This window comes from Agrobacterium sp. H141, from assembly GCF_057158725.1.
In genome coordinates this window covers 1,158,159-1,180,180 of sequence record NZ_CM169893.1, presented here as the reverse complement: position 1 = coordinate 1,180,180, position 22,022 = coordinate 1,158,159, and the positions used below count along the sequence as shown (strand labels likewise).

Sequence of the window (22,022 nt, the reverse complement as noted above, 5' to 3'; positions counted from 1 at the left end):
ACCCATGACCGACCTTACCAAGCAACAGCAGATCGAATTCGAAGCGGCGGCCTTCCGGCGTCTGCTCGGTCATCTGCGCGAGCGCACCGATGTGCAGAATATCGACCTCATGAACCTCGCCGGCTTTTGCCGCAACTGTCTCTCCAACTGGTATATGGATGCAGCAAAGGCCGAGGGTGTGGAGATCACCCGCGAGGAATCCCGCACCATGGTCTACGGAATGCCCTATGAGGAATGGAAGGCAATCCATCAGAGCGAGGCCTCGAGTGACCAGAAGGCCGCCTTCGAAAAAAACGCGCCGCGCGAAGAATAGCCATCTTTCCCATGCTAAAGGCTTGACGCGGCCCCCGCTTCACGGCAGGTCACGGCCACAAATTTTATCCACGTACAGGAGAACCGAATGTCAGATGCTGCTCATGGCGTCGCTCGCGACCAACTCCGCGCTTTTGTAGAGCGCGTCGAACGCCTCGAAGAAGAAAAGAAGACCATTGCCGACGACATCAAGGACGTCTACGGCGAAGCCAAGGCCATGGGCTTCGACACCAAGATCATGAAAAAGGTGATCGCGCTGCGCAAGAAGGACGATCAGGAGCGCATGGAAGAGGACCTGATCCTCGATACTTATCTGCATGCTCTCGGCATGATCGAAAGCCCGCCGGAAGATCCCTCTGCCTGATTGCAGTCCGAAGGTTACACGATGTCAAAAGACCCGCTTTCGCGGGTCTTTTTTTGTCTTCAAACTGAATTTCGAAGGGGTCAGTTCTTCTTGATCGAACCGAAACGACCGGGATCGATTTCGACGGGCTCGCTCTCGAAGCCGACCGAATAGGTTTCAGCCGGAGCTGCCGTCAGCGAACGCGTGACCACGCGTGGCGCCTTGAAGGCTTTGCTGCTGCTCACATTATGCGAGTTGTTCAGCGCCCATTCCGAGATCATTTTCTTGGTAAGCGACGTGCCGCCATACATTGCCATGCGCGCCACATCGGCCTCGTTCTCGGTCGGACGCGCACCCTTGGTCGGCAGCCCGGCCTGAAGACCGGCTGACGAAGGCTTCGGCGTATCGAACCCGTCCCCGAACTCCACTGCGCGCTTGGCAGGCACAGGCGGTGTCAGCGACGCCATCTGCGTTTGAACTTTTTCGGCCTTGCGATCCGGACGCGGTTCCGGTGGCACCACGACATAGGTCGCAACAGAGGCTTGCGAACCGGTTTCGGCCATGGCCATGGCTTCAGCGGCTTCCGGCGACAGAATGGCCTGCTCGACCGCATCGGCCTCGGCTTCTTCTGCGCCGACATTGGCGGTCTCAAGCGCTTCGGCAACAGACGGACGGTCGCTTGGTACTGGAATACCGAGCATCTCTTCCTTCTGCGGCACGATCATATCGGACGCCACAGACGCGGTCATGACCTCAGGCTGTGCATCGCCGCGCATTCCGCGTGGACCAAGAAGCGTGGGCACCGGAATCTGATAGCTCGACAGATCGGTGAAATCGTCGCCCTTTTGCTCAACCGGACTTGCGGCAGCGACCTGCGTCAAGGCATCTTCGGCGGCGCTACGTGCCGGCGAATAGAGCGCAACGGCAAGGCTTTCCCCATTGGATGACCCGAGCGACGGGCGCGACAAAGGCACTGGCGCATCGAGCGAGGCAACCATGGCCTGGGCCGGCGGCGCGGGTGCCAGCACTGGCGGCGGCGGTGCCGCGACACCCGGCGGGTTGTTCGAGACAAAGGTCGGACGTTCTGCCGGCGTCACGACATCTTCTTCTTCATCCTCGTCACCACCCCCAAACAGCATGGCAAAGAGGTTTTTCGGCTTGGAACGGCCACCGCCGTCGGCAATCACGACTGTGTTCGACGCGACGCGCCTCTTATATTCGGCCATTGCCTGCTGATAACCCGGCAGTGGCCTGCCGTCAGACGGAATGTGCAGCGTCTTGCCATCAGGGAAAAGACGCGACAGCTCCGACCGCGACATGCGCGGCCATGCGCGCACGCCCGCAACATCCATATGCACGAATGGAGATCCCGAATTAGGGTAGTAGCCAACGCCGCCGGCTTGCATCTTCATGCCGATTTCACGAAGGCGTTTCAAAGGCACGCCGGGAATGTAGAAATCGACCGCCGTCCCCTTCATATGCTGGCTTTCCTTCGCAACGCCCTTGGAGCGGGAACGAAGCATCGCATTGGTCTGCGGCGAACGATATCCGGACACGGCATAGATATAATCGCGTGCGCCGGACTGACGGTAGACTTCCCACAACAGATCGAACAGTCGCGGATCCATCTTGGTCGGCTCGTTGCGGCGCCAGTCGCGCAAAAGATTGCTGAGCTGCTTGAGGCCCTTGGCGTCGTAGCGACCATTGCGCTTGAAGACGATATTGGCCTTTTCGCCGGTATGCACGAACAGGATTTTCAAGGAGCGGGTTTCGGCAGCGGAAGCCTGCGTGGGATTGCCGAAAACGGTGGCAAACGCAAACAACGCAAACATGAAGCCAAACAGCAGCCTTGCGGCAGCGCATCGCTTCACAGCCAGATCATCGCGCCGAAATGATACAAATGGCGCTCTAGTCTCATGCCGTCCCTGCAATTCAGTCCCCGTTGTCTGAAGATGACGTCCCGTCCCTCAGATGAATGCAAAATGCGGTAACACCATGGCATTATCGCCACACTTCACCACACCTTTTCTACATAGTGAATAAAATTCTAACAAGTCGTTATAAGAATCTATCCTACCAAGATTGTGTCAAGGTTAACAATGCACGGGACCGAGCAGTAATCAGGCAACTTTTTTCTGGGGGTTTTCGGGATCGATGCCGTAATCCTTGAGCTTTCGGTAGAGCGTCGAACGCCCGATGCCGAGCTTGCGCGCGACCTGGCTCATCTGGCCGCGATAGAACTTCAGAGCGAAGCGGATCAACTCCTCTTCGACATCCGACAGTTTGCGAACATTGCCGCTTTGATCCGTGCTGACAATCATATTGGCGGCCATACCCGGTTCGCCCGTCTCGAGCGCCTCCGATCGCGCCGTTTCGCGGATGTAACTGTCAAGCGGCCTCGATGGTGCGGATGAATTGGAACTGCGATAGCTGGCGGACCGCGAGACGGGTGCAGGAGCGTGGTCCACGAAGGCCGCAATCTGAGGGAAATCAACCTCGTTCAGCTCGGAGCCACTGGCAAGGATAACGGCACGGAAAATCACGTTTTCAAGCTCGCGCACATTTCCGGGCCAATCGGCAGATGTCAGCAATGCCAGTGCCGCTGGACTGATGGTGAGCGATTTGGGCAGCCTCTGCTCCTGCGAAAAACGTTCGACAAAGGCGCGCGCCAGATACGGAACATCGTCCTTGCGGCGACGAAGCGCCGGGACCATGATCGGATAGACGTTCAATCGGTAATAGAGATCCTCGCGGAAGCGCTGCAGCTTCACTTCCTCGATCAGGTTCTTGTGCGTGGCCGAAATCAGCCGCACGTCGTTTTTCCGGCGTTTTGCCGCACCACCGCGATCCGTTTCGCCGTGTTCCATCACCTGCAGCAACCGCGCCTGAACACCGATCGGCAAGGCCCCGATTTCATTGAGGAACAGCGTTCCACCATCGGCGGCGCGGTATTTCCCGCCATTGTGACTTGTGTCGGCTTCACCGTCAGTATCGCCGAACAGATGCTCCTCGATGGCCTCTACGCCAACCGCATCGCAGTTGACGATGACAAAGGGTTTGCTCGAACGGTCGCTGGCGGAATGGATGGCGCGCGCCACCATTTCCTTGCCCACGCCCGCCTCGCCTTCCAGCACAACCGGGATGGTCGACTGTGCGGCACGTCGGGCAAGATCGATGACCCGTTCCATGGCGGAACTGGCAGCGATGATGTCATTGAATGACACATTGCCGGCACGCGAACGTCTGGAGATCCGCGCGGCCGTCCCCTCGCCCCTGTGCGATTTCAGCGCATTGGCAATCGCGCTCGAAATGCGCTCCTGCGAGGCAGGCTTTAGCACGAAGTCGTAAGCACCGGCCCGCATGGCCTCGACAGCCGCATCAATCGAATCCTGCCCTGTTTCCACGATGACAGGGACATCTGCATCCATTGCGGAAAGGGCAGCTAGAAATTCCCCGGTCTCCATGCCCGAAGCATTGAGGTCGAGGATGATCGCCTTTACCTCGCGTCCCCGATGTCTGAGGAAATCAAGTGCGGCCCTGCCGCCATCGGCGAGCTCGACAAAATGTCCCAAAGCTTCCACCGTGGCTTTGATCTGCCGCCGCTGTGCCGGATCATCGATGACGACGAGAATATGCGCAGTCACGTAAACACTCCCATGACCAATATGCCGCGCGGGCAAACATGCAACCGCGCTCTAGCCATTGAACCTGACATGCACGTTTGAATAACTTCTTTTGAGAAACGCTCGGATTTTAACGAATAGGTAGGATCTGTCCCGAAATGACGATAGCGCACGCGCAATGCTTGCCGCGCGGTATGGCCTTCACTAAATCTAGGCCTCAACCAGAGACCAGCATAAGGAAATTCGCGATGCGCTTCAGCCCAGGAAACAACCCGGCACCGGCAATGCAGCAACCGGAAGCAAGTGCCGGTGCCGCCGGCTTGGCCGACCTGCCGGTATGGAAGCTCTCCGACCTCTATCCTTCTGCCGACTCGCCAGAATTTGCCGAAGCCATGAAGACGGCCCAGAAAGAAAGCCTGGCCTTCGAGACGAAATGGAAGGGCAAGCTCGCGGACGCCGCCACCAAAACGGGCGATGCCGGGCTAGGTCAAGCACTCAAGGAAATGGATGCACTGGACGACCTGATCGGCCGCATCGGCTCCTTTGCAGGGCTGACTTATTATTCCGACATGACAGATGGCGCCAACGCCAAGTTCTTTGGCGATGTGCAGGCAAAGCTGACGGATCTGTCGTCCCATCTACTGTTCTTCACACTCGAACTCAACCGCGTGGATGATGCTGTGATCGATGCGGCGATGACCAATGATCCGCTGGCCGGCCACTACCGTCCGTTTCTTGTCGACCTCAGAAAGGACAAGCCCCATCAGCTGGAAGACAAGATCGAGCAGCTGTTTCTGGAAAAATCGCAGACTGGCGCTGCTGCTTTCAACCGCCTGTTCGACGAAACGCTCGCCAGCCTGCGCTTTAATGTCGATGGTGAGGAACAACCGCTGGAAGCAACGCTCAACTTGCTGCAGGAGCCCGATCCGGAAATGCGCAAGAAAGCGGCAGCGGCCCTGTCGGAAACATTCCGCAAGAACGAGCGTATCTTCACGCTTGTCACCAACACGCTCGCCAAGGACAAGGAAATCTCCGACCGCTGGCGCAATTTCGAAGACATTGCCGACAGCCGCCATCTGGCAAACCGCGTCGAACGCGAAGTGGTCGATGCGCTGGCCAGTGCCGTGAAGGCAGCCTATCCACGCCTCTCGCACCGCTACTACCAGATGAAGGCCCGCTGGCTCGGCATGGACCAGATGAACTACTGGGACCGAAACGCGCCCTTGCCGGAATCGGCCAACCGCATCATTCCCTGGTCGGAAGCCAAGGATACGGTGCTCTCGGCCTATGGCGGCTTTGCCCCGGAAATGGCTGACATTGCCGAAAAATTCTTCGATGGCGGCTGGATCGATGCGCCCGCCCGCGCGGGCAAGGCTCCGGGGGCGTTTGCTCATCCGACTGTGCCATCCGCCCACCCTTATGTGCTGGTCAACTATCTCGGCAAACCGCGCGATGTGATGACCCTTGCCCACGAACTGGGCCATGGCGTCCACCAGGTACTGGCAGCAGAACAGGGTGCGCTGATGTGCCAGACTCCACTGACACTTGCCGAAACCGCCTCCGTCTTCGGCGAGATGCTGACATTCAGGGCGCTGCTCGACAAGACCAACGACAAGCGCGAGCGCAAGGCAATGCTCGCCCAGAAGGTGGAGGACATGATCAACACGGTCGTGCGCCAGATCGCCTTTTATGATTTCGAGCGCAAGATCCACACCGCGCGCAAGGAAGGTGAACTGACCGCCGAGAAAATCGGCGAGCTGTGGCTTTCAGTGCAGGAAGAGAGCCTTGGCCCGGCAATCAAGATCTCGGAAGGCTATGAGACGTGGTGGACCTATATTCCCCACTTCATCCACTCGCCCTTCTATGTCTATGCCTATGCCTTCGGCGATTGCCTGGTGAACTCGCTGTATGCGGTCTATCAGAACGCGGAGACTGGCTTTCAGGACAAGTATTTCGAACTGTTGAAGGCCGGCGGAACCAAACACCATTCCGAACTGCTCGCCCCCTTCGGCCTCGACGCCACCGATCCCTCTTTCTGGGATCGTGGTTTGTCCATGATCGAAGGCCTGATTGACGAGCTGGAAGCGCTCGACAAGACCACCTGATCACGACGCTGAACGGCACGGAAGGCTTTCGATGTCCGCCTATATCCTCTTCCGCGACGATCCGCGCGGAACAAGCCTTCTGTTCACGAAGCCGCGCGACATCATCGTCGCGCGGCGCGTCGATGATGTGAAACCGGCTCTCGTTGAACTGGAAGAACACCGCAAGGCCGGCAGGTGGCTGGCCGGTTACATCTCCTATGAGGCCGGTTTCGCCTTCGAGGAAAAACTGTACCCGCTCGCCCCGGCTCGCCGCGACGTACCGCTGATCTGCATGGGCGTGTTCGACGCTCCGACCGGGACATCCGATCCGCGGGCAGAAGCGCCCGCAAGTCCGCCGCCCAATGCGCCGCTGATCACCGATCCGCATGCTGCCTGGGATTATGACGCCTATGCCAGCCATTTCGAAAGGCTCCACCAGCATCTGCGTGAAGGTGATTGTTATCAGGCCAATCTGACAATCCCGATCGAGGCCCACTGGACCGGCGACGCGGCGACGTTGTTCTGGTCCTTGATCGACCGGCAGCCGGTGCATTACGGCGCGCTGGCGGAGCTTGGCGGCCCAGCCATCGTCTCCCGCTCCCCGGAACTGTTCTTCGCAGTCGATGAGGACGGATGGATCGAGACCCATCCGATGAAAGGCACGGCTGCGCGTGGCAATTCGCCGGCTGAAGACGAGGCGATCATCGCCACCATGCTGGCGGACGAAAAGACCCAGGCCGAGAACCGCATGATCGTCGATCTGCTGCGCAACGACATATCCCGCATCAGCGAGGTCGGTTCGCTGTCGGTACCGAAACTTTTCGACATCGAGACCTACCCGACCGTCCATCAGATGGTGAGCCATGTCCGTGCCAAGCTGCAACCCGGTGTCGGATTGCCCCAGATCATGGAAGCGCTATTTCCCTGCGGATCGATCACGGGGGCGCCCAAATTAAGTGCCATGACTATCCTCCATGCGCTGGAGAACCAACCACGTGATGTCTATTGCGGAGCGATCGGTTGGTGCGATCCGGCCGGGCCGATGCGTTTTTCAGTGGCAATCCGCACGATCACACTTTTCAAAGACGGTCGGGCAGTCTTCAATGTCGGTGGCGGCATCGTCTTCGATTCGAAGCCGCAGGCGGAATACGAGGAATGTCTGTTGAAGGCGCGCTTTGCGGTAGGGGATCAATGGATTTCTCGCTGATCGAAACCATGCGGTGGCAACCGGGCGAAGGCTTCCTTCGGCTGGATCAACACATGCGTCGTTTAAGCAGATCTGCCGATGCGCTGGGTTTTCGCCAACCTCAAAAAGCCAAAGAACTTCTGGAGGAGAAGGCAGTCGGAGACGAACCGCTGCGGATCCGCCTGGTCATGACCTATCGCGGCAAGATCGAGGTGACGGCAACCCCTTTCACACCGCTTGGCGACGATGACGTCTGGCGGGTCAGGATTGCGACCACCAGACTGAACTCCGAAGATACGCTCTACCGCCACAAGACCTCTCGCCGCGAACCCTATGAAGCTGCCCGCGCAGAATTCCCGTCCGACGAGGCCGATGAGGTTCTGCTCCTCAATGAGCGTAACGAATTATGCGAGGGCACCATCACCAATATCTTCGCTGAAGATCTGGATGGCACCTTGTTGACACCGCCCCTTGCAAGCGGTCTCCTGCCCGGCGTGTTACGCGCCGAACTGATCCGAGAGCGAAAGGCAAGAAGTCAGGTCTTGAGCCTGCCCGATCTTAACGGTCGAAAGCTGTTTGTCGGCAATTCCCTGCGCGGCCTGATCCGCGCAGAACTGGTGAAGGAGGACGCCTGATGCTGATCCTGTCGTTGAACTATGTGAAGCCGCTCGAAGAGGTCGATCAACATATCGAGCCGCATATGGCCTGGGTTAATCACGGTTATGACAAGGGCTGGTTTCTAGCCTCAGGTCGTAAAGAACCCCGAACGGGCGGTGTCATTCTGGCAGACGGCGACCGTGCCACCATCGAAGCCTATGTCGCCGAAGACCCCTTCGCCGTCGCCGGTGTGGCGCAATACGAGATTACCGAAGTCAGCATCAGCCGAACCGCGATCGGGCTTGCAAAGCTGAAGGGTTGAAACGAGACACCCATTCGTTGTCGATCAGGTTTGGCGGTCACCATGCTCACTTACACACCTTATGACGGCTCCTCCAAACCATTCACCATCGGACTGTCTCCGCTCGACGAAAACCGATGGATAGAGCCGGACGCGGATCTACCACGCTATCTCGATGAAAAGTCCAGGCTGGTGGAACTGCGCCGGCATGACATCTTGAGATGGTCCCCTGAAAGCGTGCAGGCGCAGCAGGAATGCCTGGACATGCTGGTCGACCATATGACCCATAATCACGGCCATCTCTACAGCCGTAAGGGCGGTGTCGTCTCTACTGCCGATCGCATTGTCGATATTGCCGACACCAGGGACCCGCCGATCTTCCGCGCCGGGTCGCTGATCCAGGATGATCTCGTCATCCTCCAGAAAAGGCCGGACGGCTGGACGATCACCGCCGCACACCTTGCTTTTCCCTCCTCCTGGTCGCTTGCTGAAAAATTCTCGCAGCCGATGGACAAGGTGCATGAACACGTGCCGGGCTTCCAGGCCGGCACCAGAAACGCCACCATCGTCAACCGCATCTTCGACAATCTTCTGCCCGAACAGCCAGCCGAGCGCTTCAACTGGTCTGTAAACTGGACGTCCGCTCTCTATCATCCGCCGGCGCCCCGCCCCCTTTCCGCTGACATCGATGTCGCCAACGCGATCATCCGGGTGGAGCGGCAGACTTTGCGCAAATTGCCAAAGACTGGTGCCATCGTCTTCACCATCCGCATCTACCTTGATCCAATCAAGGCAATCGCCACAGGTCCGGGCGGGACGGCGCGCGCAACTGTCCTGGCTGAACAGCTTCAATCGCTGGACATGAAACAGGCGGAATACAAGGGATTGACGGAAATGAGGCAGCAATTGGTCGATGCCCTGATGGTCGGTTCCGGGTAAAATAAACTCCCGCCCCGCCGCCTATCTGGAACCTCTTTATTATGTCAGGATTTTGTGATCTAGACCGATCCAAGATCGCCCCGAGATCAACTCTGGCCGACCAATCGCTAGCTATAACGCCGGATTGCCACCCGCGCGGCAAGGAGACATACATGACTGAACATGCCTATCCGGTTTATGGGGAGATTACCGGCCCGATCGTGATGATCGGTTTCGGCTCGATTGGTCGCGGCACGCTGCCGTTGATCGAGCGCCACTTCAAGTTCGACAAGAGCCGGATGGTCGTCATCGATCCCCGCAATGAAGAGGCCGAACTCCTTGCCAAGCACGGCATCAAGCATATCCAGGCCCATGTCACCAAGGACAATTACAAGGATCTGCTAAAGCCGCTTCTGACAGAAGGCGATGGCCAGGGCTTCTGCGTGAACCTGTCTGTCGATACGGGTTCCGTCGATCTGATGCGCCTTTGCCGCAAGCTCGACGTTCTCTATATCGATACGGTTGTCGAGCCGTGGCTCGGCTTCTATTTCGACAAGGACATGAAGAATTCCGAGCGCACCAACTATGCGCTGCGCGAGACCCTGCGCAAGGAAAAGGCAAAGAACCCGGGTGGTACGACTGCGGTCTCCACCTGCGGCGCCAATCCCGGCATGGTGTCCTGGTTCGTCAAGCAGGCGCTCGTCAATGTCGCCAACGAGCTCGGCATCAAGTTCGACGAACCGACGCAGGATGACCGCGAAGGCTGGGCAAAGCTGATGAAGAAGGTCGGCGTGAAGGGCGTTCACATTGCCGAGCGCGACACCCAGCGCGCCAAGAACCCCAAGCCGCTCAACGTGTTCTGGAACACCTGGTCCGTCGAAGGCTTCATCTCGGAAGGTCTGCAGCCTGCCGAACTCGGCTGGGGCACGCATGAAAAGTGGATGCCCAAGAACGCCAAGAAGCACAAGAAAGGTTGCAAGGCCGCCATCTATCTCGAGCAGCCAGGCGCCAACACCCGCGTGCGCACCTGGTGCCCGACCCCCGGACCGCAATACGGCTTCCTCGTCACCCACAACGAGTCGATCTCGATTGCTGACTACTTCACCGTCGAAAAGGACGGCGAGGTCCTCTATCGCCCGACCTGCCATTACGCCTACCACCCGGCCAATGATGCAGTGCTTTCGCTGCATGAAATGTTCGGCAATGGCGGCACCCAGCAGCCGGTGCTTCACGTTCTCGACGAACATGAACTGGTCGACGGCGTCGATGAACTCGGCGTTCTCCTCTACGGCCACGACAAGAATGCCTATTGGTATGGCTCGCGCCTGTCGCTGGAAGAGACCCGCAACATTGCGCCCTATCAGAACGCGACCGGCCTGCAGGTAACCTCTGCGGTTCTGGCCGGCATGGTCTGGGCTCTGGAAAATCCGAAGGCCGGCATCGTTGAGGCCGACGAGGTCGATTACAAGCGCTGCCTCGAGGTTCAGATGCCTTATCTTGGACCGGTCGAAGGACACTACACCGACTGGACGCCATTGGAAGGACGCCCCGGCCTGTTCCCGGAAGAGATCGACGAAAAGGATCCCTGGCAGTTCAAGAACGTTCTCGTTCGCTGATCGTGAGACAAGCCCGTCGCGTTTGCGGCGGGCTTTTTTGCCTGCGCCAACTAAAATAATGCCGATGCGTTTTGGATAATGCCCGGCACACCAGCGGTCAGCCTTGCTTTCACCATGCCTTCACGCCATGGTTTATTCAATTCTATGCAAGCGACTCGGTGCCAGACGTGCATCGCTGGAGGCGATTTTATGAACTTCAAGACCATTGTGGCCCTCTCGGTCGCATCCATAGCACTCACAGCCTGCTATCCGAGCGGTGGCCCCCGTCCGCGTCCCCTGCCCCCGGTCAATCAGGGACCGGCGATTGATGGCGCATGGGTCGATCCCAATGGCATCGTCTCGACCTTCCAGGCAGGAAGCTTCTCGACCCGCACGACCGATACCAGCCAGCTGCTGGCCTCAGGCACCTACACGCAGGTCTCGGACCGGCTGGTGGAAATCAACATGACCTCGCTGGTGCGCAACACACAGCAGAAGGTCAATTGTGCTCTCGTCACGCCGAACCAGTTGAACTGCACGTCCGACAGCGGTGCACAGTTCTCGCTGGCGCGTCGGGGCTGACCGACTTTTATCCGATTTGCTGCAATATCAACGATCGAAGACCCGGCTCGTGTGCCACGAAGCCGGGTTTTTTATTGCCGCCTTTTCGCTTGCAGTCACACGCGCTTAATGGAAACATCGTTTTCTGTTGGCTAGGGAAAGGGCGAAAGGTCGAAGACCGGAGCGCCAGGCCACCAACCAAAAACAGGAGAGAGAATCGATGTTGAGAACCTTACGATTTGGCCTGATGAGCGCGTCTGTGCTCGCACTGTCCGCCGGCGCTGCGCTGGCAGATTTCGAGCTCAATATCCTTCATATCAACGACCTGCACTCCCGCATCGAGTCCATAAACAAGTATGACTCGACCTGCTCTGCGGAAGAAGAAAGCGCCGATGAATGCTTTGGCGGCGTGGCTCGGCTGCTGACCGCAATCAACGAGACCCGCGCTTCGCTCGACGGCAAGAACGTCATTCTCCTGAATGCGGGCGACAACTTTCAGGGTTCCCTCTTCTACACGACCTACAAGGGCCTGGCCGAAGCGGAATTTCTCAACCTGATGAAATTTGACGCAATGACCGTCGGCAACCATGAATTCGACGATAGCGAAGACGGCCTGGTCGGCTTTCTCGACAAGATCAACTTCCCCGTCGTCACGGCCAATGTGCTGGCAGGCCATGCCTCCAAGATTGGCGACAAGATCAAGCCGTCCATCGTCCTCGATATCGGCGGCCAGAAAGTCGGCATCGTCGGTGCTGTGGCCAATGATACCGACGAGCTGTCATCCCCTGGTCCCAACATCATGATCGCCGAGGATGTCGCGACCATTTCCGATGCCGTGCAAAAGCTGAAGGCCGAAGGCGTCGACAAGATCATCGCGCTCACCCATGTCGGCTATCCGCGTGACCTCGCAGCCATTGCCAAGATCCCGGATGTGGACGTCGTTGTCGGAGGTCACTCCCACAGTCTGTTGTCGAACACCGACGAAAAGGCCGAAGGCCCATATCCGACCATGGTCGACAACCCCGGTGGCTACAAGGTTCCCGTGGTTCAGGCCGCGTCCTATACTAAATATCTCGGCGACCTGAAGGTCGTGTTCGATGACGCAGGCGTGGTCAAGGAAGCCTCCGGAGACCCGATCCTCGTCGACGCCAAATTCAAGCCGGATGAGGCAACCGCTGCCCGCGTCAAGGAAATGGGCGCACCGATCGAGGAGTTGAAGCAGAAGATCATAGGCTCCACCTCCGAACCGATCGACGGCAGCCGCGATGTCTGCCGCGCCGGGGAATGCTCGATGGGCAATCTCGTCGCCGACGCCATGGTTGATCGCGTCAAGGACCAGGGCGTGACCATTGCCATCCAGAACGGTGGCGGACTGCGTTCCTCCATCGATGCCGGCGACGTCAGCATGGGTGAAGTGCTGACCGTACTGCCCTTCCAGAACACGCTTGCAACCTTTCAGCTGAAGGGCGCAGACATCGTCACCGCTCTGGAAAATGGCCTGAGCCAGATCGAGGAAGGTGCTGGTCGTTTCCCTCAGGTCTCAGGAATGAAGTTTTCCTACGACGCGTCGAAGGAGCCGGGCAGCCGCGTGGTATCGGTCGAAGTGAAGGATGGCGACGCATTCGCTCCGCTTGATCCGGAAAAGACCTATAACCTCGCCACCAACAACTACATGCGTGGTGGCGGCGACGGCTACAAGATCTTCTCGACGGCAGGTAGCAACGCCTATGATTACGGCCCGAGCCTTGAAATCGTGGTCGCCGACTTCATTGCCGCCCACTCCCCCTACAAGCCTTATACGGATGGTCGTATCACGGCAGTCGCAGCGCCGGCGACTGAGGCCCCGACAACGGAAGCGTCGACTGAAGCGCCGGCCGAAACGGCAACCGCTCCGGAACCGACGATTACCCTTCCCGACATGCCAGCAGCATCCAACGATCTGACATCGGCGGCCCCGGATGCCTCTGCCTTCGGTTCCAATACCTATGTCGTGGTAGAAGGCGATACGCTCTGGGATATCGCCGAGGAAAAGCTGAAAGACGGCCAGATGTGGGTGAAGATTGCCGAGACAAATGCGTTACGCAATCCGAATGTGATCGCCATCGGCCAGGAACTGAAGATTCCCGCCAACTAAGTCGATTGGCCGCAGCTGAAGAACCGGTCCGGGCTTCCCCGGGCCGGTTTTTGCTTTAAAAGAACGGACAGATATAGCTCGTTTCCATGGAAACTCGCAGCAGACCTCAAAACGCCGGATTGTACGACATGAAATCTGACACCACCCATTTCCCCGCCAATCATCCGGCAGTCCGGTTCGGCAAGGTCGGCGTGCTTCTCGTCAATCTGGGCACGCCAGACGGAACCGACTACAAGTCGATGCGCAGATATCTGGCGGAGTTTCTGACCGACAAGCGCGTGATCGAATGGTCACCCTGGAAATGGTATCCGATCCTCTATGGTATCGTGTTGAACCGCCGCCCGCAAAAGGTCGGCGAGGCCTATAAGAGCATCTGGAACAACGATCTGGATGAAAGCTATCTGCGGACCTACACGCGCGGCCAGGCAGAAAAGCTCGCAGAGCAATTGAAAGACCTGCCGAACGTTCACGTCGACTGGGCGATGCGCTACGGTCAGCCTGCGATCCAGAAGAAGATGGACGAAATGCAGAAGGCCGGCTGCGAACGGATTCTCGTCTATCCACTTTATCCGCAATATGCAGCCGCCACCACCGCGACAGTCAACGACGAGGCCTATAAGGCCCTTCTCAAGATGCGCTGGCAACCTGCATTGCGTACAGTCCCGCCCTATCACGACGACGCAGTCTATGTGGACGCGCTGGCCAATTCCATCGAAGCCCATCTGAAGACGCTCGATTGGGAGCCGGAACTGGTCATCACCTCCTATCACGGTATCCCCATGTCCTACTTCATGAAGGGCGATCCCTATCACTGTCAGTGCTACAAGACCTCGCGTCTTCTGCGCGACCGGCTGGGCTGGGACAAAGAGAAGTTGATGGTCACCTTCCAGTCGCGCTTCGGACCGGAAGAATGGTTGCAGCCCTATACCGACAAGACGGTTGAGAAACTGGCCAAGGAAGGCGTCAAGCGCATTGCCGTGATGAACCCCGGATTTGTATCCGATTGCCTTGAGACGCTGGAAGAAATCGCCGGGGAAGCAGGGGAGATCTTTCTCCACAATGGCGGGGAAAAATTCAGCCATATCCCCTGCCTCAACGACAGCCCTGATGGCATGCGCGTGATCGAGAATGTCGTGCGCCGCGAATTGCAGGGCTGGGTCTGAAGACTTAGCCAGCCGAACGGCGCGGCGTCAGACGCCGCGACGGTTTCCCCAGATCAGGACATGCAACTGCGGCAGTACCGTCGCGTCGTACCAGCGAGCTTCGATGACGCAGTCGATCAGCCAGCGCATGCGCGCCATGATGCCGTCGATGTCGATGGCGGCATCATCCGCCCCGGGCGGCGGCGGCGTATGATTGCCTGGCTGAAGATAGACAGGGATACCGGGACAAAGCGCCGAGATCTCCCGTGCAAAGCAAAAATCCGGCTTGTCGAACACAACGAACTTCAACACGACCGTCGTCTCCTTGCCTGCCGACGCAACACAGTCAGCGAGCGTCGCTGGATCCATCGCCATCGCGCTCGATGGTGGCTTGGGCGACAACACAAGCGTGTCGAGCCTGCCGAACCAGGGTTTCGCCATCGACCCCTGCGTTTCGAGCGCGAAGCGATAACCCTTCGCCTTACCGGCGGCGATCAGCGGCCCCAGCGGCTGGATTGCAGGATTGCCGCCCGACAGCGACACCGTCAGCGGCGCGCCGCCTGAAAGACGCTCCACCTCTGCCATGATCGCTTCCACCGACATGGGACGCCAGGTGTGGCGATATTCGCTGTCGACCGCATGCAGCGTATCGCACCACGAGCAGCGGTAGTCGCAGCCTCCGGTCCTAACGAACACGGTTGGCTTGCCGATCAGAACGCCCTCGCCCTGGATGGTTGGACCGAAAATTTCCGAGACGCGGATTTCTCCGCTCACGGGCGATACTCCGCCCAGGTCTTCGGCGTTTCGCTGACCTTCACCGAAGCCGTTTCAGCAAAACGCAGCTTGCACCAGTCGTAGAAGTGGCGCGCCAGATGTTCCGCCGTGACGCGCGCGTGACCCAGAACCTCATTCAGATGGCGGTGGTCGAAGTTGTCGTCAATATAGGACTTGAGCGGTGTCAGTTCATGGTAGTCCCGCACGAAACCGTCCTCGTTGAGTTCCGGCGACGTCAGTTCCACCACCACGATATAGTTGTGCCCGTGCAGGCGGGCACATTGGTGGTCGGCCGGAAGATGGGCAAGCTGGTGCGAAGCGGAGAAATGAAATTCCTTCGTGATCCGGTACATCAGCGCACAGCCTCGGCGCGAAAGCTGGAAGTCACAGCCTTCCAGAAATCCCGATCTTCATAGTCCGTGGGATCGGCCACACCCGCGAGATGGAAGGCTTCGCGCCGTTCGACGCAGGTTCCGCAACGACCGCAATGGCGCGCTCCGCCCTTGTAGCAGGACCAGGTCATCTCGAAGGGTGTGTCGTGACGTGCGCCTTCCGTCACGATATCCGCCTTCGAAATCATCACGAAGGGCGCCTGCAGCGTCACCTCGGCATAGCCTTGCAGCGCATGGTTCTGCATGACCTGGAAGGCGTCGATGAAGCCGGGGCGGCAATCGGGATAGATGAAATGGTCTCCGCCGTGAACCGCAACGGCAACGGCATCCGCCTTCTTTGCAGCGGCCACGCCAAAGGCGACCGACAGCATGATGGCATTTCGGTTCGGCACGACGGTGATCCGCATCGTGTCTTCCGCATAGTGGCCGTCCGGCACGTCGATATCGTCGGTCAAGGCCGAACCGCTCAAACCTGCGCCGATAGCAGTAATGTCGATAATCTGATGTGGAACGCCAAGCCGCTCCGCACAGGCAGCGGCGAAATCGAGTTCTTTTTTGTGGCGTTGTCCGTAATCGAAAGAGATGAGACCGATGAGGTCCTGCTCCGCTGCCACCTTATAGGCGAGCGAAACCGAGTCCAGTCCGCCGGAGCAGACGACGAGCGTATTCATGTATGGATCCCTTGTTTTGTCCGGGTGGGCTGCGACCGGTGGTGAAAGTCCGGGAGCCTCATAACGCCGTCGCAAGCCTTTGGCAAATTCTTCCCGCGGAACCGGCCGCCTTTTCCAGATTCGACAGAAGATGGCTGGTGAGTTGCCGTTCGAACCACTAGATTGAAGACAACACTGGAGAAAACGACATGAATATGCAGCTGACCGGATTTGACATCATGGTGATCGCACTGGTGGTGCTCGTCATCATGGTCCTGTTTGCCGGGATCAAGACGGTGCCGCAGGGCACCCGTTATACGATCGAGCGCTTCGGGCGCTATACCAGAACGCTGGAGCCGGGCCTCAATCTGATCATTCCCTTCATCGAGCGTATCGGCGCAAGGTTGAATGTCATGGAACAGGTTCTGGATATCCCAACCCAGGAAGTCATCACCAAGGACAACGCGTCGGTTTCTGCCGATGCAGTGGCCTTCTACCAGATCCTCAATGCCGCCCAGGCAGCCTACCAGATCACCAATCTCGAAAACGCCATACAGAACCTGACCATGACCAACATCCGCTCGGTCATGGGTTCCATGGATCTGGACGAGTTGCTGTCCAATCGTGAAGTGATCAACGACCGACTTCTGCGCGTCGTCGACGAGGCGGTCGGCCCCTGGGGCATCAAGGTCACCCGTGTCGAGATCAAGGATATCCAGCCACCCAAGGATCTGGTGGATGCCATGGGCCGACAGATGAAGGCCGAGCGTGAAAAGCGCGCCCAGGTGCTGGAAGCCGAAGGCTTCCGCAACGCCCAGATCCTGCGCGCGGAAGGCGCCAAGCAGTCCGCCATTCTCCAGGCTGAAGGCCAGCGCGAAGCCGCCTACCGCGAGGCCGAAGCCCGCGAACGCTCGGCAGAAGCCGAAGCCAAAGCGACCAAAATGGTATCCGAGGCAATCGCCGCCGGTGATGTAAACGCCATCAACTACTTCGTCGCTCAGAAATATACGGAAGCCATGGCCGCGATCGGCACGGCACCCAATTCCAAGATCGTGCTGATGCCGATGGAAGCCTCGTCGCTGATCGGCTCGCTGGGCGGCATTGGCGCCCTGGCGCGCGAAGTGTTCGGCGACCAGCCAAATGGTTCGCAAAGGCCCCGTCCGCCGGAAACCAATACTCAGCGTTCCACGACGCCGGTCGTCAATCCCTTCGCGCCACCTCGCCGGGAGACCTGACCCATGCTGCAGGCGATCGTAACTGAACTCGGCCCCTGGAGCTGGTGGGTGGTCGGCCTGCTTCTGCTGGGCGCCGAGCTCATCATGCCCGGCGTCTTTCTGGTCTGGATCGGTTTGGGTGCCATCGTCACAGGCACGATTTCACTCGCCGTCTGGGGTGCACCCTATTGGGGCTGGCAAATTCAGCTGCTGGTCTTTGCCGCACTGGCAGTCGTTGCAACCCTGCTCGGACGACGATTTTTATCGGGCAGCCGTGACGAGACGGATGAGCCATTGCTCAATCAACGCGGCGCAAGCCTGGTCGGTCGAACCGCAACCTTGAAGGATCCGATCACGGAGGGTCGCGGTCGCATTCATCTGGACGGGACCTATTGGCCGGTTACCGGACCTGATTTGCCATCGGGTTCTCGCGTGAAAATCGTGTCCAGCCATGGAGGAGATCTGACCGTCGACGCAGCCTGATCAGGCAACGCCGATCTTCAGAAGGTCGTGGAAGTGCACGATGCCTTGTGGCCTGGACTCGTCATCCAGCACAAACAGCGCCGAGATATTATGCTGGTTCAAGATGCCCATGGCACTTGTGGCAAGTGAATCGGGTTTCACCGTCTTGGGCGAGACCGTCATGAATTGCTCGACAGTCATTTCCGCCAGATTACGGTGCAGACCGCGGGCAATATCGCCATCTGTGATGATGCCGCACAGCGCTCCGGCGGCGTCGATCACACCCACACAACCGAACCGCTTTTCCGCAAGCTTGATGATCGCCTCTGGAACGAGGGTTCCAGTTGGAACCAGCGGCATTTCATCGCCGCTGTGCATGATGTCGGAGACATGCGACAGCATGGCACCCAGTTTACCACCAGGGTGGAATGTGCGGAAATCGACAGCGCTAAACCCGCGTGCTTCCAGAAGCGCCAGAGCCAGCGCATCGCCGGTTGCAAGCTGCATCATGGTCGAGGTTGTCGGTGCCAGACCATGCGGGCAGGCTTCCTCTTCCTTTGGCAAGAGAAGAACGATGTCGGCTTCGCGCGCCAGTGTAGAGTTTTCACCCGATGTGATTGCGATCAGCGGGATCTGGAAACGCCGTGAAAAGCTGACAATACCATGCAGTTCCGCACTCTCGCCGCTCCAGGACATCGCCAGAATGACGTCGTCGCGGGCAATCATACCCAGATCGCCATGATTGGCTTCGGCCGGATGGATAAAGAAGGCGGGCGTGCCGGTAGAGGCAAAAGTCGCAGCTACCTTGCCGCCAATATGATGGCTCTTGCCCACGCCAGTGACGATAACCCGTCCGGACGAAGATCCAATGACATCAATGGCATTGCAAAAGGGCGCGGCCAGCGGTCCCGACAGGGCGCGCTCCAGCGCGTCCAGGCCATTTTTCTCTGCGGTAACAGAACGAATAGCCGTTTCGATAGCACCGGCTTCGACGAGTTTGACTGCACGTGTGATCATGTCGGTTGAATAACGCTTTTGCGAAAAACTGTCCACCAAACAAAATATAACCGCGTGCTGTATCCAGTGATGGCGTTAGACGCGGCTCGTGTGGTGGCGAAATATGGATGCGGGCGAACAAAAGCAACCAAACGTTAACCACATGGCTTTACCTTTGGGTAACGAATTCAGCTTTTTGCAAGACCGGAGAATATGGTGAAGGCTCACCGACTCGGAGCGGACAGTCAGCGCGCCCAAGGCCCGCGCGCATCCGCGCTATTGGCGGCCACCCTCGCGGCATTTGCCGTAACGCCTGTGGCTGCTCAAACGGTGACACCCGGACAATCATACGCGTCAACGCAATCTGGCTCGACAGCGACCTTAAACCCGAGTGACCTGTCACAGAACGCGGATGACACCACAGCAACGGGCGATCTGGCGCTCAGACAGACGCAAGATGTTGCATTAACCCCGGAAGAGCAGGACGCTCTGGATCTGGAGGCCATGCGCCGCCAGAACCTTCCGCAGAAGAGCGTCGATTATGAGGACAGGCTTCAGCCAAAAGGCACGAGGGCGGAACTGGACGGGATCAGGCTCGGCACAGTGGTTCTGCGCCCCTCGCTCTCCGAACGGCTGCTGTCAGAAACAACAAAGACAGGCGGATCGAAGGAACATGCGCTTTACTCTTCGACAACGCTCAAGGGCAGCCTGACATCCGACTGGTCACGTCACGAATTGTCCGTAACCGGTGCCGGAACATGGCAAAAGCTTCTGTCCGGCAGCGGCGATGCCGATCCATCGGCGGACGTGAATGCAAACCTTCGTCTCGATCTGGCAGCCGGCACCACCGTCACGCTCTCGAGCGGTTACAGCTTCACGCGTGAAGACGCAGAAGATCAAGACGCGATCGCCAATGCGAAAACCCAGTATGGCATCCACAGGTTCGACGGTGGCATCACCGCCGCTCACGCCGTTGGCCGACTGCGTGGCAGTGTGGGCCTCGATGGTAGCCGCTGGCTCTATTCGGATGCAGTCTTGAACAATGGCACCGATCTCTCGCTTGAGGACCGGCAACGCACTCTGGGAACCCTCCGCGGACGGCTAGGCTATGAAATCTCGCCTGCATTGATACCCTTCATCGAAGTATCTGGCGGCAGACTGGTCTACGATCAAAAGACGGATTCGACCGGATATCAGCGGTCTGCCTATATCTATGCAGCCAAGACCGGTGCCGAATTCGATTTCGGCGAGAAACTGCGTGGCGAACTGGCCGTCGGCTACATCCATGAAACGTTCGACGACGCACGCCTGAATGACATCAACGGCTTGACCCTCGATGGCACCATCAACTGGTCGCCGCGCGATGGCACGGATATCAAATATGGTCTTTCAACCTCGCTTGATCCGGCCACGACCGCCGGCACGGGCGGTGCGGTGGTCTATTCTGCAAATGCCGAGATTGCCCAGCAATTGCGCGACAATCTGGTCGCAACCCTCACCGGCACCACCACCTGGAACCGCTACCCGGATGCATCCTCCAGCAATAGCACCAGCTATGCTGCCGATGCCGAGCTGGCCTACGAGTTCAACCGCTACCTCGCGCTGACTGCCGGTCTTGGCTATGAATACACGCAAAGAAAAACCTCCGCTGATACGGAGGTTTTAAGAGCCTCTGTGGGCCTGACGGCAAAGCGCTGAGGACGGGAGTCCGCAAGCGGCCACGCCTTATTTGAGGGCGGCGAGAAGCTCCGTCAGCGGAGCCTCGATCTGCGGTCGGATATCCGCACGCTGAACGGCAAAGAACACATTGGCCAGAATAAAACCGTCCTTAGCGCCACAGTCGAAGGTCTTGCCTTCGAATGGATAAGCGGCGAAATCCTGTTCCGCCGCCATCTTCAACATGCCGTCGGTCAGTTGGATCTCATTGCCGGTCCCGCGCTCCTGGGTCGACAGAACCGAAAAGATCTCCGGCTGCAGGATATAGCGTCCATTGATGAAGTAGTTCGACGGAGCGGTGCCCTTCTCCGGCTTCTCGACCATCTGGGTGATCTTGAAGCCGCCGTCGAGCTGTTCTCCCATGCCGACAATGCCGTATTTGTGGGTCAGTTCCGGCGCGCATTCCTCGACAGAGATGATGTTGCCCCCAACCTTGTTGTAGAGTTCGACCATCCCCTTCAGGCAGCCTTTTTCACCATGCATGATCATGTCTGGCAAAAGCAGGGCAAAGGGCTCGTGTCCGACGATATCGCGTGCGCACCAGACAGCGTGACCAAGGCCAAGCGGTTCCTGCTGGCGGGTAAAGCTTGCCGAACCTGCCTCCGGCAACAGGTCGTTGAGCAGCGTCAGTTCGGCGTTCTTGTTGCGGGCCTTCAGCGTCTGTTCAAGCTCGTATTGAATGTCGAAATAGTCCTCGATCACCGCCTTGCCGCGACCGGTCACAAAGACGAAATGCTCGATGCCGGCCTCGGCTGCCTCGTCGACCACATACTGAATGACAGGCTTGTCGACAACGGTCAGCATTTCCTTTGGAACAGCCTTGGTTGCGGGCAGGAATCGGGTGCCAAGACCTGCAACAGGAAACACGGCTTTGCGCAGCTTTTTACGTTCGGACAATTTGTTCTCCTTGGGGAGCCGGAAATTCGGTGAGGACGACTGTGTGGCAGGCAGCATCTAGCGTATAATCATGGCCGGATTGTAAAAGGCAACCTTTCCCAGGTTCAATATGGTAAAGAATTTAT

21 protein-coding genes are annotated in these 22,022 nt (G+C 58.4%); 14 read left to right on the top strand and 7 right to left on the bottom strand.

Annotated elements, in window-relative coordinates:
- The first annotated feature begins 4 nt into the window (after positions 1-4).
- A complete protein-coding gene (locus tag ACWPM9_RS05260; protein ID WP_484756999.1) occupies positions 5-313 on the top strand; it encodes a DUF1244 domain-containing protein in 309 nt (102 codons plus the stop codon).
- Positions 314-400: 87 nt separating this feature from the next.
- A complete protein-coding gene (locus tag ACWPM9_RS05255) occupies positions 401-676 on the top strand; it encodes a DUF2312 domain-containing protein (protein WP_428187899.1) in 276 nt (91 codons plus the stop codon).
- An 80-nt stretch (positions 677-756) separates the two neighbouring features.
- Here ACWPM9_RS05255 and ACWPM9_RS05250 read toward each other — a convergent pair whose 3' ends face one another.
- Both ACWPM9_RS05250 and ACWPM9_RS05245 read right to left on the bottom strand, forming a co-directional pair.
- The gene (locus tag ACWPM9_RS05250) at positions 757-2,487 is read right to left on the bottom strand and encodes a peptidoglycan L,D-endopeptidase MepK (protein WP_428187898.1); all 1,731 of its coding nucleotides are present in this window, start codon (positions 2,485-2,487) and stop codon (positions 757-759) included.
- 288 nt (positions 2,488-2,775) lie between these two features.
- Positions 2,776-4,299: a sigma-54-dependent transcriptional regulator gene (locus ACWPM9_RS05245; protein ID WP_484756998.1), complete on the bottom strand. Its 1,524-nt coding sequence runs from the start codon at positions 4,297-4,299 to the stop codon at positions 2,776-2,778.
- Between the two features lie 263 nt (positions 4,300-4,562).
- On the opposite strand from ACWPM9_RS05245, the gene ACWPM9_RS05240 reads away from it, so the two are divergent.
- From ACWPM9_RS05240 to hemH, 9 genes are all read left to right on the top strand, one after another.
- The gene (locus ACWPM9_RS05240) at positions 4,563-6,383 is read left to right on the top strand and encodes a M3 family oligoendopeptidase (RefSeq protein ID WP_484757601.1); all 1,821 of its coding nucleotides are present in this window, start codon (positions 4,563-4,565) and stop codon (positions 6,381-6,383) included.
- 31 nt (positions 6,384-6,414) lie between these two features.
- Positions 6,415-7,569 (top strand): aminodeoxychorismate synthase component I, encoded by a 1,155-nt coding sequence (locus ACWPM9_RS05235; RefSeq protein WP_484756997.1) that lies wholly within the window; start codon positions 6,415-6,417, stop codon positions 7,567-7,569.
- Positions 7,518-8,183, top strand: coding sequence for an aminotransferase class IV family protein (locus ACWPM9_RS05230; RefSeq protein ID WP_484756996.1), 666 nt, complete (start codon positions 7,518-7,520; stop codon positions 8,181-8,183). Before ACWPM9_RS05235 ends, ACWPM9_RS05230 begins: the two co-directional genes overlap by 52 nt.
- Positions 8,183-8,467 (top strand): YciI family protein, encoded by a 285-nt coding sequence (locus ACWPM9_RS05225; protein WP_484756995.1) that lies wholly within the window; start codon positions 8,183-8,185, stop codon positions 8,465-8,467. Before ACWPM9_RS05230 ends, ACWPM9_RS05225 begins: the two co-directional genes overlap by 1 nt.
- Before the next feature lie 42 nt (positions 8,468-8,509).
- Positions 8,510-9,385 (top strand): heme-dependent oxidative N-demethylase family protein, encoded by an 876-nt coding sequence (locus tag ACWPM9_RS05220; RefSeq protein WP_484756994.1) that lies wholly within the window; start codon positions 8,510-8,512, stop codon positions 9,383-9,385.
- A gap of 152 nt (positions 9,386-9,537) precedes the next feature.
- Positions 9,538-10,980: a homospermidine synthase gene (locus tag ACWPM9_RS05215; protein WP_428187892.1), complete on the top strand. Its 1,443-nt coding sequence runs from the start codon at positions 9,538-9,540 to the stop codon at positions 10,978-10,980.
- Between the two features lie 189 nt (positions 10,981-11,169).
- Positions 11,170-11,541, top strand: a complete 372-nt coding sequence (gene omp10 / locus ACWPM9_RS05210) for an outer membrane lipoprotein Omp10 (protein ID WP_428187891.1) — start codon at positions 11,170-11,172, stop codon at positions 11,539-11,541.
- 199 nt (positions 11,542-11,740) lie between these two features.
- The gene (locus ACWPM9_RS05205; protein WP_484756993.1) at positions 11,741-13,654 is read left to right on the top strand and encodes a 5'-nucleotidase C-terminal domain-containing protein; all 1,914 of its coding nucleotides are present in this window, start codon (positions 11,741-11,743) and stop codon (positions 13,652-13,654) included.
- A gap of 128 nt (positions 13,655-13,782) precedes the next feature.
- Positions 13,783-14,817 carry a ferrochelatase gene (gene hemH / locus ACWPM9_RS05200; protein ID WP_428187889.1) on the top strand — a complete coding sequence of 345 codons (1,035 nt, stop codon included), beginning with the start codon at positions 13,783-13,785 and terminating at the stop codon, positions 14,815-14,817.
- 27 nt (positions 14,818-14,844) lie between these two features.
- On the opposite strand, the gene queE is transcribed toward hemH, so the two are convergent.
- Genes queE through queC form a run of 3 tightly spaced genes read right to left on the bottom strand, consistent with a single transcriptional unit; the run spans position 14,845 to position 16,633 of the window.
- Complete coding sequence (gene queE, locus ACWPM9_RS05195; protein WP_484756992.1) at positions 14,845-15,570, bottom strand: 7-carboxy-7-deazaguanine synthase QueE; 726 nt, start codon at positions 15,568-15,570, stop codon at positions 14,845-14,847.
- Entirely contained in the window at positions 15,567-15,923 is a 357-nt protein-coding gene (queD, locus tag ACWPM9_RS05190) for a 6-carboxytetrahydropterin synthase QueD (protein ID WP_428187887.1), read from the bottom strand. The genes queE and queD overlap by 4 nt, the downstream gene beginning before the upstream one ends.
- Complete coding sequence (gene queC, locus ACWPM9_RS05185; RefSeq protein ID WP_484756991.1) at positions 15,923-16,633, bottom strand: 7-cyano-7-deazaguanine synthase QueC; 711 nt, start codon at positions 16,631-16,633, stop codon at positions 15,923-15,925. The genes queD and queC overlap by 1 nt, the downstream gene beginning before the upstream one ends.
- 194 nt (positions 16,634-16,827) lie before the next feature.
- On the opposite strand from queC, the gene ACWPM9_RS05180 reads away from it, so the two are divergent.
- Complete coding sequence (locus ACWPM9_RS05180; RefSeq protein WP_428187994.1) at positions 16,828-17,847, top strand: SPFH domain-containing protein; 1,020 nt, start codon at positions 16,828-16,830, stop codon at positions 17,845-17,847.
- A 3-nt stretch (positions 17,848-17,850) separates the two neighbouring features.
- Positions 17,851-18,309, top strand: a complete 459-nt coding sequence (locus ACWPM9_RS05175; RefSeq protein ID WP_428187885.1) for an NfeD family protein — start codon at positions 17,851-17,853, stop codon at positions 18,307-18,309.
- On the opposite strand, the gene ACWPM9_RS05170 is transcribed toward ACWPM9_RS05175, so the two are convergent.
- Positions 18,310-19,305 carry a KpsF/GutQ family sugar-phosphate isomerase gene (locus tag ACWPM9_RS05170; RefSeq protein WP_428187884.1) on the bottom strand — a complete coding sequence of 332 codons (996 nt, stop codon included), beginning with the start codon at positions 19,303-19,305 and terminating at the stop codon, positions 18,310-18,312. It abuts the gene before it with no gap.
- Positions 19,306-19,497: 192 nt separating this feature from the next.
- Between ACWPM9_RS05170 and ACWPM9_RS05165 the strand changes: the two genes are divergently transcribed.
- Positions 19,498-20,982 (top strand): outer membrane beta-barrel protein, encoded by a 1,485-nt coding sequence (locus tag ACWPM9_RS05165; RefSeq protein ID WP_484756990.1) that lies wholly within the window; start codon positions 19,498-19,500, stop codon positions 20,980-20,982.
- Between the two features lie 27 nt (positions 20,983-21,009).
- Here the strand turns inward: ACWPM9_RS05165 and galU are convergent, their stop codons facing one another.
- Positions 21,010-21,897, bottom strand: a complete 888-nt coding sequence (galU, locus tag ACWPM9_RS05160; protein ID WP_428187882.1) for a UTP--glucose-1-phosphate uridylyltransferase GalU — start codon at positions 21,895-21,897, stop codon at positions 21,010-21,012.
- Positions 21,898-22,022 lie beyond the last annotated feature (125 nt).

Coding starts and splice junctions, on each gene's coding strand:
- ACWPM9_RS05260 (WP_484756999.1), top strand. CDS start 5: ATGACCGACCTTACCAAGCAACAGCAGATCGAATTCGAAGCGGCGGCC.
- ACWPM9_RS05255 (WP_428187899.1), top strand. CDS start 401: ATGTCAGATGCTGCTCATGGCGTCGCTCGCGACCAACTCCGCGCTTTT.
- ACWPM9_RS05250 (WP_428187898.1), bottom strand. CDS start 2,487: ATGTTTGCGTTGTTTGCGTTTGCCACCGTTTTCGGCAATCCCACGCAG.
- ACWPM9_RS05240 (WP_484757601.1), top strand. CDS start 4,563: ATGCAGCAACCGGAAGCAAGTGCCGGTGCCGCCGGCTTGGCCGACCTG.
- ACWPM9_RS05235 (WP_484756997.1), top strand. CDS start 6,415: ATGTCCGCCTATATCCTCTTCCGCGACGATCCGCGCGGAACAAGCCTT.
- ACWPM9_RS05230 (WP_484756996.1), top strand. CDS start 7,518: ATGTCTGTTGAAGGCGCGCTTTGCGGTAGGGGATCAATGGATTTCTCG.
- ACWPM9_RS05225 (WP_484756995.1), top strand. CDS start 8,183: ATGCTGATCCTGTCGTTGAACTATGTGAAGCCGCTCGAAGAGGTCGAT.
- ACWPM9_RS05220 (WP_484756994.1), top strand. CDS start 8,510: ATGCTCACTTACACACCTTATGACGGCTCCTCCAAACCATTCACCATC.
- ACWPM9_RS05215 (WP_428187892.1), top strand. CDS start 9,538: ATGACTGAACATGCCTATCCGGTTTATGGGGAGATTACCGGCCCGATC.
- omp10 (WP_428187891.1), top strand. CDS start 11,170: ATGAACTTCAAGACCATTGTGGCCCTCTCGGTCGCATCCATAGCACTC.
- ACWPM9_RS05205 (WP_484756993.1), top strand. CDS start 11,741: ATGTTGAGAACCTTACGATTTGGCCTGATGAGCGCGTCTGTGCTCGCA.
- hemH (WP_428187889.1), top strand. CDS start 13,783: ATGAAATCTGACACCACCCATTTCCCCGCCAATCATCCGGCAGTCCGG.
- queD (WP_428187887.1), bottom strand. CDS start 15,923: ATGTACCGGATCACGAAGGAATTTCATTTCTCCGCTTCGCACCAGCTT.
- queC (WP_484756991.1), bottom strand. CDS start 16,633: ATGAATACGCTCGTCGTCTGCTCCGGCGGACTGGACTCGGTTTCGCTC.
- ACWPM9_RS05180 (WP_428187994.1), top strand. CDS start 16,828: ATGCAGCTGACCGGATTTGACATCATGGTGATCGCACTGGTGGTGCTC.
- ACWPM9_RS05175 (WP_428187885.1), top strand. CDS start 17,851: ATGCTGCAGGCGATCGTAACTGAACTCGGCCCCTGGAGCTGGTGGGTG.
- ACWPM9_RS05170 (WP_428187884.1), bottom strand. CDS start 19,305: ATGATCACACGTGCAGTCAAACTCGTCGAAGCCGGTGCTATCGAAACG.
- ACWPM9_RS05165 (WP_484756990.1), top strand. CDS start 19,498: ATGGTGAAGGCTCACCGACTCGGAGCGGACAGTCAGCGCGCCCAAGGC.